Source organism: Neotamlana sargassicola (assembly GCF_020523965.1).
GTDB lineage: Bacteria > Bacteroidota > Bacteroidia > Flavobacteriales > Flavobacteriaceae > Neotamlana > Neotamlana sargassicola.
Map to the genome: position 1 here is coordinate 254,133 of NZ_JAJAPX010000001.1, position 18,254 is coordinate 272,386.

Consider the following 18,254-nt stretch of genomic DNA (forward strand, 5'->3'; position numbering starts at 1 on the left):
ATATAATTGATTCTTTAATTTAGATTTATGCTTCCTTTGTATTTCTCACTTTAGTTTGATACTGAACATTTGGTTTAGTACCCACATGCTCTAATAAGTGATACATACGGTTATCTTCTTTAAGTTTTGCAACTTTACTTTCCTTGTCGTTAATATCTCCAAATATCATAGCTCCACTACTACAAGCTGCAGAACATGCCGTTTGGAATTCACCGTCTTTTATTACACGACCATCACGTTTGGCGTCAAGAATAGTTTTTTGTGTCATTTGAATACACATAGAACATTTTTCCATAACACCACGAGAACGAACAACAACATCTGGGTTTAATACCATACGTCCTAAATCATCGTTCATATGATAATCGAACTCATCATTACCGTTGTACAAGAACCAGTTAAAACGACGTACTTTATAAGGACAGTTGTTTGCACAATAACGTGTACCAACACAACGGTTATAAGCCATGTGGTTTTGCCCTTGACGACCATGCGATGTTGCCGCTACAGGACAAACCGTTTCACAAGGCGCATGGTTACAATGCTGACACATTACAGGTTGAAAAGATACCTGAGGATTATCGGCTGGATGTTCCATCTCACCAAATCCACCTAATGATCCATTATCTCCAAATAAACCAGAGAAACCATCTTTCTTTTCATTATCACCTTCAAATGTATCATCTGAAGAATAATATCTATCTATACGCAACCAATGCATATCACGGCTACGACGTACTTCTTCTTTACCAACAACAGGAACGTTGTTTTCTGCATGACAAGCGATAACACAAGCACCACATCCAGTACATGCATTTAAATCGATTGACAAATTAAAATGATGCCCAATAGAACGATCGAACTCATCCCATAAATCAACTTCTGGAGATGTTACAGGCGTTTCCTCATGATTTAAAGATACAACTGGTATTGGATTCCAATGCGATTTATCTTTTGTATTAAATATTTCAAGAGTGGTTTCCTTTAAAATATCACCACGCCCCATTAGAGTATTGTGTAACTGGACACAAGCAAACTCGTGCATTCCTGATGCCGCTTTTACGGTAACATCCTGTACAGTTTCAAAATTAGCGTAAAGCTCGTAAGCATTAACACCAGTTTTCATTTCGTCTTTAAGCCCTAATTTACGACCATAACCAAATGAAATACCAACAGAACCTTTAGCTTGACCAGGTTGTATTAAAACCGGCACATTTTTTACGGTAGTTCCGTTAACAGTAACATCGGCATAACTACCATCTAAAGCACCAGTAGCTACATGTACATTTTCTAACCCTAATTTTTCAGCGTCACTTTTAGAAACTGTTAAGTAGTTATCCCAAGATACACGAGAAATCGGGTCCGGAAACTCTTGCAACCATGGGTTATTAGCTTGCTGTCCATCACCCATGCCAGTTTTAGAATATAAAACTAATTCTAACCCATTAGATTTGGCAGAAGATGCTAAAGCTTTAGCAGCGGCTACACCACTTACTATATTAACTCCGTTTATAGTAGCACTTCCCGTAGAAACTGTAGAAGTTTTTGTTGTTGAAAGGTATTCGTCTTTATCTTCATCTTTAATCCCTAAACCAACAGCTGCACCGTGTATAACACCTCCAACCCAAGTTCTATCTTTTTTATCTTTTAAAGTAGATTCGGTTGTAGTAACTGTTTTAGATGATTCACCGTTAGCAGCATAAACAGAAGTTATAAACACACCATCATGCAAAGCCTGATTAAATGATGAGCCTCCAAGTATACTAGTATTCCAAGTAGACTTGATAAAATCGTGATAAGATCCTTCCGTTTCTGTCCACTTTAATAAAGTGTCCTGAAATTGTCTAGTATCAAATAATGGTCGAATAGTTGGCTGCATTAAGGCATAATGTCCTTTTTTAAGCTCAACATCACCCCAAGATTCTAAATAATGAGGTGCAGCACCAATAAAGTTAACTAAAGAAGATGTTTCGTCTTCTTTTAACGAAAACGCCACAGAAAGTTCTGTTTTATTTAAACCTTCAGCAAAATCTGAAGCATTTGGAAGGGTATAAATAGGATTTACACCACTCATAATAATTGCAGCAACTTTACCAGCCTTCATATCGGCTACTAATTCTGCTACCTCAGCATTACTACCTTGTCTTGTTTTAATTGGGGTACTTGGTTTAAATGCTTTACTACCTAACACTTGATTTATTTCTAAAACCAAAGTTTGAGCATTCACATCTTGTAAACCAGTTACAACCACAGCTTTACCAGCTGCAGCCTTAAGTTCGGCAGCTGCATTTTTAACAGCAGCATCAATATGCTCTGGTAAATCTCCAGAAACTGAACCACCAACTATTAAGCTGTATAATTTTGCTAAAGCTAATTTTTGTTCGGTAGGTGTTGCAGGAATACGCTTATCGGCATTAGCACCAGATAATGACATATTAGCTTCGATTTGAATGTGACGTGACATTTTACCATGATCTGGCACTCTGTTTTTAGCATAGCCAGAATCAAATCCACCACCTTGCCAATCACCTAAAAAATCTGCACCAACAGAAACTATAGTCATGGCTTTAGAGAAATCGTAATCGGCTAAACCGCGTTCTCCATATTTCGCTTGGTAAGCATCTAACGCAGCTGACTCCGAAATGGCGTCGTAAACTACATGAGATACATTCCCGTATTTTTCTTTAAATTTTGAAATTAAAGCGTCTGTAGAAGGACTAGCATAAGTTTGTGTTAATAAAACAATCTTTTTATTAGCCTTAGCTATATCTTTTAATTTCTTAGTTATTTCGGCATCAAATGTTCCCCAAGAAATAGCTTTATCACCTTGTTTAGGTGTTTGAACACGTAAACTATCGTACAAACCTAAAACCGAAGCGTTAACTCTTGCATTAGCATTTCCATTACTACCAGCAAGGGCATTATTTTCAATTTTAATTGGACGACCTTCACGCGTTTTCACTAAAACACTCGCAAAATCAAACCCATCTGCAATAGTCGTTGCATAATAGTTAGCTACACCAGGAATAATTTCCGTTGGTTGCACAACATAAGGAATAGATTTTTTTACTGGTCCCTCACACGCTGCCAATGAAGCTGCGGCTGTACTAAAACCAATATACTTTAAGAAATCGCGTCGTGTCGTAGAAGTCGCCTCTAATGTTTCTTTATCACCTAAAAATTCATCGGTAGGAATTTCCTCTACAAACTCGTTTTGTTTTAGCGTCTCAACAATAGAGCTATTCTCGTTTAGCTCTTCAACACTTTTCCAGTATTTCTTGTTTGATGACATATTATATAGTTGAATTACTTCTTGTTAATTAATAATGACATTTACCACACTCTAAACCACCCATTTGAGCAGCCGTCAACTCATCTACTCCATACTTCTTCGATAATTCTTCGTGAATTTTTTCGTAGTAAGCATTATCTTTAACCGCAACGTTAGTTTCACGGTGACAGTTTATACACCATCCCATTGTTAATGGAGCATGTTGATACATAATTTCCATTTCTTCAACTGGACCATGACAAGTTTGACATTCTACTCCAGCAACAGTTACGTGCTGCGAATGATTAAAATATGCGAAATCTGGTAAATTATGAATACGAACCCATTTTACCGGTTTTGATTCTCCTGTATATTTTTGATCAGCGTCACTCCATCCCGCAGCAGCGTAAAGCTTTTGAATTTCACCATCGTAAAATTCTTTAGAATACTCAGGAGAAGTTTCTCCATTATATTCATAAATTGACTTGTGACAGTTCATACAGACATTTAATGATGGTATACCAGAAGTTTTACTAACTCTCGCCGAAGAATGACAATACTTACAATCGATACCATTATCACCAGCGTGAATTTTATGTGAAAAATGAATAGGCTGTACAGGTTGATAACCCTGATCTACGCCTACTTGAGACAAGTAACCATAAACAAAATACGCGCTAGACAGTAAAAAGAAAATTGCTACAACAATCATTAAAAACTGATTTTGAACAAACGCTTTCCAAAGTGGTGTTCTTTTAGCTGTTTCTGGCAACTCAATATCTTGAGCAACCGCGAAACGACGCAAGGTTTTATTCACTAAATAAAGCCCTAAAGCAAGTAAAATAAATAATACCGCTAAAGCTCCTAAAATAATTTCGTTCGTAACACCATTTGTAGAACCGCCATCTGACGCGGCAGAAACCGCAACAGCCGCATTTTGTGCTGGCGCAGCTTTTTCTTCGGCAGTGTACGCTAAAATGTTATTTATATCGTCATCTGACAATTGAGGAAAGGCAGTCATTGCAGCACCGCCGTATTCGTTATAAATCTTATTTGCATAAGAATCTCCAGACTTAATAACCCCAGAACTATTACGAACCCAAGCATGAATCCATTCCCTATCCAAGCCTTGCTCATCCGATAATCGTTGCTCAACTTTACGTAGAGCTGGACCAGTCATTTTCTTATCAAGTTGATGACAAGCTGCACAGTTGGCATTGAATAATGATTTTCCTTTTGCTGGATCTCCTTCTTGCGCTGAAAGAGCAGTTGTAAACGCTAATAAAATAATTAAGCTAGAACGAAGAATGTTTTTACTTAATTTTCGGTGAATCACCTGTTTCATATTATTGGTTGAATTAACTTCTAAACTTTGGTATGATTTTTTCTTATACTGAAAAAGAATAAATCAATTAAAATCTCTCGCAAAAGTAACACTTAAAGTCGATTTTAGAAATGTTCGTTATGTGTTAATTATTAATTTAGAGCGAGTCTAAATAAAATATAATCTGTAATTTAATTTATAACGTATACATTTGTATAAACCTATTTAGTAATGAAAGTATTAAACCCAAAAGTGATTTTATTCACTCTTAGCATTTTAGCGTTTAGTAAGGGTAATTTATTTGCTCAAAACGGTACTATCACCATAAATGAAGACCCAAAAATTAAAGAGCTTTTAGCGCTTAAAAAAGAAATTAACACGAACGAAACCGATTCTGAACGCTACAAAATACAAGTATATTCTGGAAACCGGAATGGTGCTCAAACCGCACAAAAGGAATTTAGCGAGGTATATGGGTCTTGGCATCCAACATTACAATTTGAAGCACCTAATTTTAAGGTTTGGGCTGGAAATTTTAGAACAAGATTAGAAGCCGACCGCGCTTTAAAATCGATTAAAAAAACATTTCCTAGCGCTTTTATTTTTAAACCTAAGAAAGGTTAAAACACTGTAAAACCGTTTATCGAAAATTATAAAGCAATTGAGATTTTATCTTGGTTGCTTTTTTTTGGTTTAAATTCTAACAATACATTGTGTTGTTTTTACTTTTATACATACGTGATTTTTATTTGACATTGTTAAATACAGGAAACTAATTCCATAATCATGACACACCCCTTACTCCCCTCTTTTTAGAGGAGAAACTCATGCTCTTTAAAGGCTAAAAGCATTTTTTAAAACTTACATACAAAAAAAGGCCGGAATATACTTCCGACCTTTGTAAAACCAAAATGATTGATTTTTTATTTTTATACTAGTTGCGAAAAGATTACAATTTCTTTTTAACCTCAACTTCGTGGAAAGCTTCAATAATGTCTCCTTCTTTAATATCGTTGTAGCCTTTAATCTGCATACCACAATCGTATCCTTTTGAAACTTCTTTTACATCATCTTTAAATCGTTTTAATGAAGCCAATTCTCCAGTATGAACGACTACACCATCACGAATTAATCTTACGCCAGAGCTTCTAAGTATTTTACCATTTGTAACCATACATCCGGCAATACTTCCTATTTTAGACACTTTGAAAATTTCTCTAATTTCTGCCGTACCTGTAACTTCTTCTTTAAGTTCTGGAGAAAGCATACCTTCCATCGCATCTTTAAGATCGTTTATAGCATCATAAATAATGGAGTATGTTCTGATGTCAATTTCTTCCTTATCTGCAATACTTCTTGCATTTCCAACAGGACGCACATTAAACCCTATAATAATAGCATCGGAAGCTGTTGCTAACAACACATCACTTTCTGTAATGGCACCTACTCCTTTATGTATAATATTTACATGAATTTCTTCGGTAGATAGTTTTTGGAACGAATCTGTTAACGCTTCAACAGAACCATCCACATCACCTTTAAGGATAATATTTAACTCTTGGAAGTCTCCTAATGCAATACGACGTCCAATTTCATCAAGTGTAATATGGCGTTGTGTTCTAACCGATTGCTCACGTTGTAACTGCGCACGTTTTGTTGCAATTTGTTTCGCTTCACGTTCGTCTTCAAATACATTAAACTTATCACCTGCTTGTGGCGCACCATCTAAACCAAGTATAGAAACTGGAGTTGATGGACCTGCCTCTGCAACATCGTGTCCACGTTCATCATGCATGGCTTTTACTTTACCACTATGTTGACCAGCCAACACATAATCTCCAATTCGTAACGTACCGGCTTGTACTAAAATAGTAGACACATAACCACGACCTTTATCTAAATATGCTTCAACAACAGTACCTGTAGCTGATTTATTAGGATTAGCTGTTAACTCTAACAATTCGGCTTCAAGTAAAACTTTTTCAAGTAATTCGTTAACACCAGTACCAAATTTAGCTGAAATATCGTGTGATTGAATTTTACCACCCCAATCTTCAACTAAAAGATTCATATTAGCTAAACCTTCTTTAATTTTATCTGGGTTAGCATCTGGCTTATCAATTTTGTTTATAGCGAAAACAATTGGAACTCCAGCTGCTTGAGCATGTGCAATGGCTTCTTTTGTTTGCGGCATAATATCATCGTCTGCAGCAGCAACAATAATAGCTATATCTGTTACTTGAGCACCACGAGCACGCATAGCGGTAAAGGCCTCGTGACCAGGTGTATCAAGGAATGCTATTTTTTGTCCATTTTCTAACTGAACACCGTAAGCACCAATATGCTGTGTAATCCCACCAGATTCGCCTGCAATTACATTTTCTTCACGAATGTAATCTAAAAGCGATGTTTTACCATGATCGACATGCCCCATTACAGTTACAATTGGCGCACGCGATTTTAAATCTTCCGGTTTATCTTCAACCTCTTCGATTGCTTCTTCGATATCGGCAGTTACAAATTCTACTTTATAACCAAACTCATCTGCAACTATAGATAAAGTTTCAGCATCTAAACGTTGGTTCATAGTAACCATCATTCCTAAGGACATACACGCCGAAATAATTTGAGTTACTCCAACATCCATCATGGTTGCTACCTCACTAGCTGTAACAAACTCTGTAACTTTAAGTGTTTTACTTTCTGCTGCTTCTGCTTGTAATTCTCTTTCGGTTTGATCTCTATGTTGGTCACGTTTATCTCTACGATATTTTGCACCACGACCTTTATTAGATTTCCCTTGGAGTTTTTCAAGCGTTTCGCGTACTTGTTTTTTAACATCTTCTTCGCTAGGCTCTTCTTTAACTACAGTTCTGCCTCGTCCCTTACCTTTAAAGCGATCGTTTCTGTTATTATTATTTCCGCCTCTATTATCGTTCGGCGCACCGCCACCAGTTTTACTAATTCTACGGCGTTTTCTTTTATTTTGAGCTCCGGCACCATCTTTGGCATCGGTTTTTTTATCGTCTTTTTTCTTTTTTGGCTTATTGAATTGCGATAAATCTATTTTATCTCCTGCGATTTTAGGACCCGTAAGTTTTTGGTATTGCGTTTTAACACGACCACCAGAAACCGAAATATCTGTTTTAGGCGCTTCTGCTTTTGGAGCCTCGGCTTCTTTAGGATTTGCAGGCGCTTCTGTTTTAACGTCTGGCTTAACCTCTTTTGCAGCCTCAACTTTAGGTGTTTCTGGTGCTTTTTTAGCGGTTTCCTCTGGTTTTGGTGCTTCAGCTTTAGGCGCTTGTGGTTCAGGTTTTTTATCAACCTTTTTAGGCTCTAAATCTATTTTACCAACTTGCTTTGGTCCAGTAAGCGTTTTTGCTGCTTTAACAACCTCATTTTTTTGCGCTTCTTGACGCGCTTTTTCTTGAGCTTCGCGGGCTTCATCTTGGGCTTTTTGCTTAGCTTCGAGTTCTTTTTCACGTTTAATACGTAAATCTTCCTTCTCTTTTAGCTTTGCTTCACTTACTTCTTGCGACTTTACTTTTTTGCTAGCGTCGGTTTCAAATTCATCGGAAAGAATCTTATATGTTTCTTCCGAAATTTTTGTAGTGGGACGCTTCTCAATATCGACACCTTTAGAGTCTAAAAACTCCACAGCACGATCTAGAGAAATGTTAAGTTCGCGTAATACTTTATTTAATCTTATTGTTTCAGCCATAAATTGCCTTTAAAATACTCAAATATATATGTTATTCTTCGAATTCTTCTCTTAAAATTCTAATAACGTCGATAATAGTTTCTTCTTCTAAATCTGTTCGTTTCACTAAATCGTTTACCTCTTGCTCTAAAATGCTTTTTGCGGTATCTAATCCAGCTTTACTAAACTCTTCAATAATCCAACCTTCAATTTCATCTGAAAATTCGGTTAGTTCTACGTCTTCTTCTGCACCTTCTCTAAACACATCAATTTCGAAACCAGTTAATTGACCAGCCAAACGAATATTGTGTCCGCCTCGACCGATAGCTTTACTTACTTCTTCTGGTTTTAAAATGACCTCGGCACGTTTGTTTTCTTCATCTAATTTAATAGATGTTACGCGCGCAGGACTTAAAGCTCTAGTAATAAATAATTGCAGGTTATTAGTGTAATTAATTACATCGATATTTTCGTTTCCTAATTCACGTACAATACCGTGAATACGAGACCCTTTCATACCTACACAAGCACCTACAGGATCGATTCTATCATCATAAGAATCTACTGCTACTTTTGCTTTTTCGCCAGGAATTCTAACCACATTTTTAATGGTAATTAAACCGTCGAAAACTTCAGGTATTTCTTGCTCGAACAATTTCTCTAAAAATAAAGGTGATGTTCTAGACATAATAATTGCTGGTTTTGCACCTTTAAGCTCTACGGCTTCAATTACACCTCTTACGTTATCTCCTTTTCTAAAGAAATCCGATGGGATTTGTTTATCTTTTGGAAGTACAATTTCGTTACCTTCATCATCTAACAAAATAACTGCTCTGTGACGAATATGATGTACTTCTGCTGTATAAATTTCTCCTATTAAATCTTTAAATTGCTTATAGATAATAGTGTTATCGTGTTCGTGAATTTTAGAAATTAAGTTTTGACGTAATGCTAAAATAGCACGACGACCTAAATCGATTAACTTTACTTCTTCAGACACATCTTCACCAACTTCAAAATCTGGTTCAATTTTACGCGCTTCGGTTAATGATATTTCTTGATTTTCGTCTTCAACTTCATCATCGGCTACAACAATTCTATTTCTCCAAATTTCTAAATCGCCTTTATCCGGGTTTACAATGATATCGAAATTATCATCGTCTCCATATTTCTTTTTAAGGGCGCTTCTAAACACGTCCTCTAAAATTGCCATTAACGTAACTCTGTCAATTAGCTTATCATCTTTAAATTCTGAAAAAGATTCTATTAACGCGACATTCTCCATAACTCAATTAAAATTTTATCATAACTTTTGCTTCTTTAATATCTTGATAAGGAATTTTTGCTTCCTTTTTTACTGTCACTTTACCTTTACCTACTGGTTTTGGCTCACGCACTTTCCAGTTTAAGGTTATTTCGGTATCGTTAGCCTCGGTAAGCTCGCCTTCAATTTCGTTTGAAGCCGTTTTTACTTTTAGCGTTCGGCCTTGATTTTTTTTATACTGACGGTTATGCACTAACGGCGCAGTGGCGCCTGCCGACATAACTTCGAGCGAGAAATCTTCTTCTTCGCGATCTAAATTATGCTCAATGGCTCTGCTTACAAAAATACAATCTTCTACTAAAACACCGTTATCACCATCGATAATCACTTTAATATGATTTTCGGTATTTATAGTAAAATCAATTAAAAATAAATCGGTACGTTCTTGCAACGCGCCTTCTAGTAGTTCTAAAGCTTTTGTTCGCAACATTTTTTAGTATAAAAAGAGGGGACTTTCCGTCCCCTCATTTAGTTTTTTCGCCTTTCAACGCTGCAAATATATAATATTTTATTGATTTTTAAAGGATTTTAAAACAAAACCCTGAACAAATTATTTATTTTCAAAATAGTAAAACCAACTAATACTAGTTTTAAAACACAAAAAAGCCTTAATTATTGAAATAATTAAGGCTGTATTTGTTGGCCCACTAGGGCTCGAACCTAGACTCTTTGGTACCAAAAACCAACGTGTTGCCAGTTACACCATAGGCCATTCGTGTAATGAGGGTGCAAATTTAAAACAAAGTTTTATTTTTACAAGTTTTTTTTAAAAAAATAATAGTTAAAACTTAACGTTTACTTAAAAATATTTGCTGTAACGTATTTATTGTTAAATTCGCCAAAGCAATTAAACACATAAAAATGGCACAATTCAACTTTAAAAAATGGAACACAATTTTAGGCTGGTTCTCTTTTTTAATCGCTTTAATTACATATAGTTTAACAGTTGAACCTACGGTAAGTTTTTGGGATGCTGGCGAGTATATTTTAACCTCATCGAAACTACAAGTTGGTCACCCACCTGGAGCGCCACTTTTTCAAATGATGGGTGCTTTTTTCTCTATATTTACTTTTGGTAATAACGAACTTGTAGGTTGGATGATGAATATGATGAGTGCCGTATCGAGTGCATTCACCATTCTTTTTATGTTTTGGACCATTACTTTATTGCTAAAAAAACTTGTTGAAACCAACACCGAAATTACCCAACCTAAAGCCATCGCCATTTTAGGAAGCGGTTTAGTAGGTAGTTTAGCTTTTACTTTTACCGATTCGTTTTGGTTTAACGCCGTTGAAACTGAGGTTTATGCGATGGCAACTCTAATTATGTCGGCATTATTTTGGTTAGGACTTCGCTGGGAACAAGATATGGATACCCCTCGTGGCAACCGTTGGTTAGTTTTAATTGCTTTTGTTATCGGTTTATCGTTTGGTGTGCATTTTATGGGATTATTAACTATTCCAGCTATCGGACTTATTTACTACTTTAAAAACTACAAAACCGTTACTGTAAAAAACTTTATTATTGCTAATGCGGTTTCGGTTGCCGTTTTATTATTCATATTTAAACTCTTAGCACCTAACATTCTAAAAATATTTTCTATGTCGGAAATATTTTTTGTGAACAGTATTGGGCTTCCGTTTAACTCTGGTTCTATAATTGCATTAATTGTATTAATAGCACTAATTAATTATGGATTACGATTCACCAGAAAAAAAGGTTATGTACATTTAAACACTGCCGTACTATGTTTAACCTTTGTAATTATTGGTTTTTCAACATGGTTAATGTTACCTATTCGTGCCAATGCCAATGTGGTTATTAATGAAAACAACCCGTCGAGTGCTCGTGAATTACTTGCATATTACAACTTAGAGCAATACCCAGAAACGCACTTGTTTTATGGCCCACAATTTACAGACCAATATGCTTATTTAGATGATAACAATCCATACATAGACGACAAACCTAAATATGAAAAAGATGAAGAAAAAGGAGAATATGTTATTGTAAACGATTACAAAAATGCTAAGCAAAATTATAACTCGAAACATGCATCTATTTTACCACGTATGTGGAGTGCCGAACATGCCGAGAATTACATGATGTTTTCTGGATTTTTAGATTTTAAAGTAAAACCAGGCTTACAAAACGATTTTTATAGAGCGGCATCAAACGCAGGCTTACCTGAAGAGCAAGCCAACGCTTACGCCTTAAATCAAATTACCCAATACAAAGCTCAAATTAGTGAATTTAAAAATCAAGTTGCTCAAGGTAATGTAGATTACGAAGATTACAACAACTTTTTAAAGGCTGAAAAAAGTAATATAGAAATTAAAAAGCCATCTATAGCTAGTAACATTGCTTACCTTTTCGAGTATCAATTAGGCTACATGTACTGGCGCTATTTCATGTGGAATTTCTCTGGAAGACAAGACGATGTGCAAGGTCGCTACGACAACCACGGAAACTGGATTACAGGCATAAAATTTATAGACGAATGGCATTTAGGCTACTCACAAGACAATTTACCAAGCGATGTTAAAAACAACAAGGCAAGAAACACTTATTATTTATTACCGTTAATTCTAGGTTTAATTGGCTTTTTCTTTCTGTTTAATAAAGACAGAAAACGCTTTTGGGTTATGCTAGTATTCTTCTTATTTACTGGTTTAGCTATTCAAGTTTACACTAATGTTCGTCCGTTTGAACCTCGAGAGCGCGATTACTCGGTTGTAGGATCATTTTACGTATTTGCCCTTTGGATAGGTTTTGGCGTTTATGCCATTTTTGATGCGTTAAAAACAAAAGTAACCTCAAAATTACTGGCCCCAGCCATTAGTGTGGCATGTTTGGTTTTAGTACCAACCATTATGGCTGCTAATAACTGGGACGACCATGACAGATCGGAGAAATACACCGCCAATGCCATGGCTAAAATGTACCTAGATTCTTGTGCAGAAAATGCCATATTATTTACCATTGGAGATAACGATACGTTTGCCCTTTGGTACGCCCAAGAAATTGAAGGCTACCGTACCGATGTGCGTGTTGTAAATACGAGTTTATTTCAAACCGATTGGTATATAGACCAAATGAAACGAAAGGCTTACGAAAGCGACCCAATACCATCGCAACTAGAACATAAAAACTATCAATATGGCACCAACGATTATATTGTAATTGAAAATGTAATTAAAGACACGCTAAATATTAATAAGTTTTTAGATTTTGTACAAAGCGACAACCCAAGAACAAAATATAAATATGTTTTAGAGCAAAAAGGATATGATGTTACAGACATAAGAAGTCAAGATCTTACAGCTACTTACATGCCAACACCACATTTACGCATACCTGTTAATAAAATAAATGCTTTAAAATCTGGTATTGTAAAAGCAAAAGATGCCGAAGCTATTGTACCTTATATTGATATTGAGGTAACAGGCGGAGCTCTTTACAAAAACCGCTTGCTTATGTTAGACATTGTTGCCAATAACGAATGGAACCGCCCTATTTATTTCACAGGAGGAAGTTTTGGTGACGACGATTACCTATGGATGAAAGACTACCTTCAACTAGATGGTATGTGCTACAAATTAGTACCCATTAAAACTGAAGTTGATAGAAATAATCCGTTTGATATGGGACGTGTTGATGCCGATTTAATGTACGAAAAGGTAAAAAAATGGGATTGGGGTAACAGCGGAAGCCCAAACATTTACCACGACCCAGAAACGCGTAAAAATTCTATTACCTACCGTGGTAATTTAGCTCGTTTGGTTGAGCAATTAATTAACGAGAACAAGCCAAAAAAGGCCGAAGAAATAGCCGATATTGCTATGAACAATATGCCCGTTAATTATTTCGGTTATTATACCTTATTAGAGCCCTACATTAGCGCCTATTACGAGATTGGAAACCAGGAAAAAGCTAGAGATTTATACAAACAAGTTGCTTTAAAATATCAAGAAAACTTAAATTATTACAGCAGTTTAAAAATCGATATGCAAGAGCGCTTGTTTGAAGATATTTATACCGATATACAACGCTACAAATCTTTATTAGATGTATTAGTTGCAAACGATTTGGAATTTGCAGAAAAAGAAGGCGAAGTTTTTAACAACCATTTAAGAGCATTTAAATATTTTTATGGTGATGAAGACATCACTGAAGACGAAGTACAAACCGAATTAGATTTGCCTTTAGACTCAACAAATAGTCTGCCTATAGATACAACAAACTAACTAGGCATGAACATAATACCTGTTAAAACCCCTTTGGTTGTAAAAAAAATGTTCCCCAAATATATTTGGGACATACCTACAGCTAAAAGGGTTTTATATTTAACTTTTGATGATGGCCCAACTCCAGAAATAACTCATTGGGTTCTTAAAACATTAAAACAATACCAAGCCAAAGCTACCTTTTTTTGTATTGGTGATAATGTTAAAAAACATCCCGAAATTTTAAAAGATATACTTGCTGAAGGTCACACAGTAGGCAACCATACACAAAACCATTTAAGAGGCTGGAAAACCTCAACAAAATTATATTTAGAAAATACACTTACAGCGCAAAAAACGATAGACTCCCACATTCAGAATTCAGAATCAAGAATTAAGAATTTATTTCGTCCGCCATACGGGAAAATAACCAACAAACAAGGTAAACAACTTATTAGCTTGGGTTATAAAATAATTATGTGGGATGTTATTTCGTTTGATTGGGATAAAAACATAAGTAAGCAAACCTGCTTAAACAACGTAATTACAAAAGCCAAAAGTGGAAGCATAATTGTGTTTCATGATAGTATAAAAGCACAAAAAAACATGAAATTTGCATTACCAAAAGTTTTAGCACATTTTGCTAAACTTGGGTTTACTTTTGAAGCTATTGTTTAAATGGTGTAAAGTAGAAAATACTTTTTAGTACTTTTATTTTGATGCAATATCGTCGTTGGTATTAAACTTTCCATCGGGACCAGCTGAAATAATGATAAATTTGTTTCCATTGTTGGTAACTATATATTGATATGGTCTGTCCCAAGCATCGGTTTTCCAACTTTGCCTCATGGGGCTATTAGCAATAAGCTCGTTTATTGTAGCAGGATATTTACCGAAATGTGATTTATAGGATTCGGCTCTCGCACTCATTTCTGCGATTTCTTTTTTCGTTTTTTTAGGAAAAACAAATTTTCGCTGGTAGGTAAAAAATAATTGTGAACTTGCTACAACCAATACAAAACAACATAAAAATAAAAGTACACTAGGTTGCAAGGCATATTTTTGAAATGGTCGTTTTACACCATCTTGCTTTTCTTTTGCTCGAATGCGTTTTTGATGCTTGAAATCTTCGCGAAGAAGCCCAATTTCGGCTAAGGTTGTTATTATAAATTCTAACATGTTTTAATTACGATAGCCCGCGTTAAGGATTGCAGTGGAAAGCCCGGAGCTTGCGAGGACTTGTAACGTAAAGCCTGACGCCGACCTTAGGAGGTGTAACGCCCAAAAAACTTTAAATATATTCTTCTATTTTACTAATTATTGCGCTGGTTTGTTGCTCGCCACTTTGGCGCCATTTCATTTCACCGTGCTTGTAAATTATTAGCGTTGGTAGGGTTTTAATACGAAGTGCTTCGGTTAAATCTTTATTTTTGGCAACATCAATATTTATAACTTTTACCTTGTTACCTAAGGTTGAGGCAACATCGTGAAGGTTTTGCTGGATTGTTGATACCTCTTCTGTTTCGGTTTGCGAATAAAAGGAGAGCAGCACCGGAATTTCAACATCTATAAGTTCACCAAATTTGGACATAAATTTATGCTTTAATAGAACAAATATAAGGATTTATAACACAATTAGGCGGGTTTTGCACCGCGTTTTAACTCTATTACAGTTACTTCTGGCCAAATACCAACACGACCAGGATAACCTAAGTAACCAAAGCCACGGTTTACGTTTATATATTGGCCTTTTTCTTGATAAATACCTGCCCAGTGTTTATATCTCCATTTGGCAGGACTCCATTTTATCCAACCTGGTATTTCTATACCAAATTGCATACCATGTGTGTGCCCACTTAGGGTTAAATGATAATGATAATCGGCATTTATTACTTCTTCTTCCCAGTGTGTTGGGTCGTGGCTCATTAATATTTTAAAATCGTTTGCTTGCACCTTTTGTACGGCTTTGTTTAAATCACCCACTTTTTTAAAGCCTTTCCCCCAATTTTCTACACCAATTAAAGCGAGTCGTTCGCCATTTTTTTCTAAAAATTTGGTTTCGTTTAGTAATAAATTGAAACCCATGTTTTTTTGAAGTTGTTTTAATTCTTCTAGGTTTTGTCCTTTTTCTTCTTTTGTTTTCCAGTTTACATAATCGCCATAATCGTGATTTCCTAACACCGAAAAAACACCATCTTTAGCCTTTAATGTAGAGAATAGATCTTGCCAGGGCTCCATTTCACTAGCTTTGTTATTCACCATATCTCCAGTGAATAGAATAACATCAGAATTTTGTTCGTTAATTAAATTAACGCCATATTCTATTTTCTCTCTGTTATCGAAACTTCCGGAATGAATATCGCTTATTTGAGTTATTTTATAACCATTGAAGGCTTCTGGTAAATCTTCGAAATACAGTGTATAATTTAATACGCGAAAACGATATTTACCACGATACATACCGTATAAAATAGAAGCTAGTGGAATAGCTGCTAAACCCAAAGCTATCTGGCTTATAAATTTACGTCTGGATGGTAAATTAAAATTGCTTTTGGTTGCAAACAATTTGTCGTAAATACCAATAACAAACCTAATTATATCTTCGCCAAACATAATAGGAATTATTATAAGGTTAAATGCTAAATAAGCAAGCAAAAAACCAAAAGCATAACTTTTTGCAGGTGTTAAAACACGACCTTCTGAAGCTGATAAAAACTGATATAAAAAATTACCTAAAACCAATAACGCTACTGCAAAAAACGCATAGTAAATCCAGTTATTTTTTACTACGGTTTTTAGGGCTTGAAAACCGTAAATGGTTACTAGTATATATAGAATTAAAAATATAATCCAACGTGTCATGCTTAATTTTTTTAGCAAAGATAACAGTAATAAAACCTAATACAGAAAGCTGTATTTCTATTTAACTAAATGTTAAGGGTTTTAAAGCCATTTTATAGTAAAGTCTACTACTTTTTGCTTAAAATTTGTGTATGGTGGAAATAATACTTTTAATGGTGCCGACCAATAACTTTTTAAAACAGCACGCTCGTTAGAGAAGGCTTTAAACCCAAAATAACTATGCGACTTACCTATTCCGCTATTGTTAATGCCGCCAAATGGCAATTCATGATTTGTAAAATGTATTTCGGTACTATTTATACAAGTACCACCAGATCGTGTATTTTTAATAACATAGTTGGTGTTTTTTTTACTTTTGCTATACATGTAAAGCGCTAAAGGACGCGCTTTTGAATTGATATAACTAACAACTTCATTTAAATTTTTATAGGTTTTTATGGGAAGTATTGGTCCAAAAATTTCTTCGTTTAGTAACGGGTTCCTTTCTGGTATTTTTGAGATTAGTGTGGGTTCAATATAATTATCGTTAGCATTGTAGTTTCCGCCTTTGTGTATTATAGCTTTGTCTTCTTTTGCTGCCTCAATATAACCGGTTAATCGTTTAAAATGTTTTTCGTTTACAACGCGCCCAAAGGATTTAGATTTTTCAGGTTTTTTTGAGTAATAATTATCCATTGTCATTTTAAAAGCTTCAATAAAAGCTTCTTTTTTACTTTCGTGTACCAAAACATAATCTGGAGCTATACAGGTTTGCCCAGTATTTAAGTATTTACCCCAAACTATGCTTTTAACAGCGGTTTGCACATTAGCTGTTTCATCTACTATTGTAGGCGATTTACCTCCCAGTTCTAAAGTTACCGAAGCTAAATGTTTTGATGCCGCTTCCATAATAATTTTACCAACAGCAGGCGAACCTGTAAAGAAAATATGATTAAAGGGCAATTTTAATAAATGCTTAGAAACCTCAACATCGCCTTCAACCAAAGCAATTTCGTTTTCATTAAATACATCTTTTACAATTTTTGCCATAACACGCGAGGTATTTGGCGTCATTTCAGAAGGTTTTAAAATAACCGTATTTCCTGCCGCAATTGCAGAAACTAAAGGACAAAATGTTAAATTAACCGGATAATTCCATGGCGAAATAATTAAACAAACACCTTTAGGTTCGTATTTAATCCATGAGGTTGTGCCTAACAACGCTAATGGCGTACCTACATGTTTATTACGCATCCAAGATTTTAGGTTAGAAATGGCAACTTTTATTTCTTTAATAACAAGATATAGCTCTGTTAAATCGGTTTCTATATATGGCTTTTTAAAATCGGCGTAAAGCGCTTCTCTAATGTCTTGTTTATAGGTTTTCTCAAGGGCAACCTTTAATGTTTTAAGTTTTTTTATACGTTGTTTATAATTGGTATTTCCTATGTTAAATTGATTTTCTTTTTGTGAATTAAAAAGTTGTAAATAGGGGTTTTTCAAAGCTTATAAATTTTATTTATCTTAAAAATACAAATTGCAATTCAATTAATTTATAATCTTTTCT

Annotated in this window: 12 protein-coding genes and 1 tRNA gene; 3 read left to right on the plus strand and 10 right to left on the minus strand. The window is 35.1% G+C overall.

The window, feature by feature from the left end:
* Positions 1-25: 25 nt before the first annotated feature.
* Entirely contained in the window at positions 26-3,292 is a 3,267-nt protein-coding gene (locus tag LG651_RS01065; protein WP_226694313.1) for a TAT-variant-translocated molybdopterin oxidoreductase, read from the minus strand.
* A 28-nt stretch (positions 3,293-3,320) separates the two neighbouring features.
* On the minus strand, positions 3,321-4,616 hold the full coding sequence (locus LG651_RS01070; protein ID WP_226694314.1) for a c-type cytochrome: 1,296 nt from the start codon (positions 4,614-4,616) through the stop codon (positions 3,321-3,323).
* A gap of 210 nt (positions 4,617-4,826) precedes the next feature.
* Here LG651_RS01070 and LG651_RS01075 point away from each other — a divergent pair, with 210 nt between their 5' ends.
* Entirely contained in the window at positions 4,827-5,219 is a 393-nt protein-coding gene (locus LG651_RS01075; RefSeq protein ID WP_226694315.1) for an SPOR domain-containing protein, read from the plus strand.
* Between the two features lie 325 nt (positions 5,220-5,544).
* On the opposite strand, the gene infB is transcribed toward LG651_RS01075, so the two are convergent.
* From infB to LG651_RS01095, 4 genes are all read right to left on the minus strand, one after another.
* A complete protein-coding gene (infB, locus tag LG651_RS01080) occupies positions 5,545-8,316 on the minus strand; it encodes a translation initiation factor IF-2 (protein ID WP_226694316.1) in 2,772 nt (923 codons plus the stop codon).
* A gap of 31 nt (positions 8,317-8,347) precedes the next feature.
* The gene (gene nusA / locus LG651_RS01085) at positions 8,348-9,580 is read right to left on the minus strand and encodes a transcription termination factor NusA (RefSeq protein ID WP_226694317.1); all 1,233 of its coding nucleotides are present in this window, start codon (positions 9,578-9,580) and stop codon (positions 8,348-8,350) included.
* Between the two features lie 7 nt (positions 9,581-9,587).
* Positions 9,588-10,049 carry a ribosome assembly cofactor RimP gene (gene rimP / locus LG651_RS01090; RefSeq protein ID WP_226694318.1) on the minus strand — a complete coding sequence of 154 codons (462 nt, stop codon included), beginning with the start codon at positions 10,047-10,049 and terminating at the stop codon, positions 9,588-9,590.
* 209 nt (positions 10,050-10,258) lie between these two features.
* Positions 10,259-10,331: transfer RNA gene (locus LG651_RS01095), tRNA-Gln, on the minus strand.
* 149 nt (positions 10,332-10,480) lie between these two features.
* Here LG651_RS01095 and LG651_RS01100 point away from each other — a divergent pair.
* Together LG651_RS01100 and LG651_RS01105 are read left to right on the plus strand one after the other, a co-directional pair.
* Entirely contained in the window at positions 10,481-13,867 is a 3,387-nt protein-coding gene (locus LG651_RS01100; protein ID WP_226694319.1) for a glycosyltransferase family 117 protein, read from the plus strand.
* A gap of 6 nt (positions 13,868-13,873) precedes the next feature.
* Positions 13,874-14,524 (plus strand): polysaccharide deacetylase family protein, encoded by a 651-nt coding sequence (locus tag LG651_RS01105; protein ID WP_226694320.1) that lies wholly within the window; start codon positions 13,874-13,876, stop codon positions 14,522-14,524.
* A 33-nt stretch (positions 14,525-14,557) separates the two neighbouring features.
* Here the strand turns inward: LG651_RS01105 and LG651_RS01110 are convergent, their stop codons facing one another.
* The 4 genes from LG651_RS01110 to LG651_RS01125 form a co-directional block, all read right to left on the minus strand.
* Positions 14,558-15,025: a type II secretion system protein GspG gene (locus tag LG651_RS01110; protein WP_226694321.1), complete on the minus strand. Its 468-nt coding sequence runs from the start codon at positions 15,023-15,025 to the stop codon at positions 14,558-14,560.
* A gap of 112 nt (positions 15,026-15,137) precedes the next feature.
* On the minus strand, positions 15,138-15,437 hold the full coding sequence (locus LG651_RS01115; protein ID WP_226694322.1) for a thioredoxin family protein: 300 nt from the start codon (positions 15,435-15,437) through the stop codon (positions 15,138-15,140).
* A gap of 44 nt (positions 15,438-15,481) precedes the next feature.
* Positions 15,482-16,708, minus strand: a complete 1,227-nt coding sequence (locus LG651_RS01120; RefSeq protein ID WP_226694323.1) for a metallophosphoesterase — start codon at positions 16,706-16,708, stop codon at positions 15,482-15,484.
* An 81-nt stretch (positions 16,709-16,789) separates the two neighbouring features.
* Positions 16,790-18,190 carry an aldehyde dehydrogenase family protein gene (locus LG651_RS01125; RefSeq protein ID WP_226694324.1) on the minus strand — a complete coding sequence of 467 codons (1,401 nt, stop codon included), beginning with the start codon at positions 18,188-18,190 and terminating at the stop codon, positions 16,790-16,792.
* Positions 18,191-18,254: the final 64 nt, after the last annotated feature.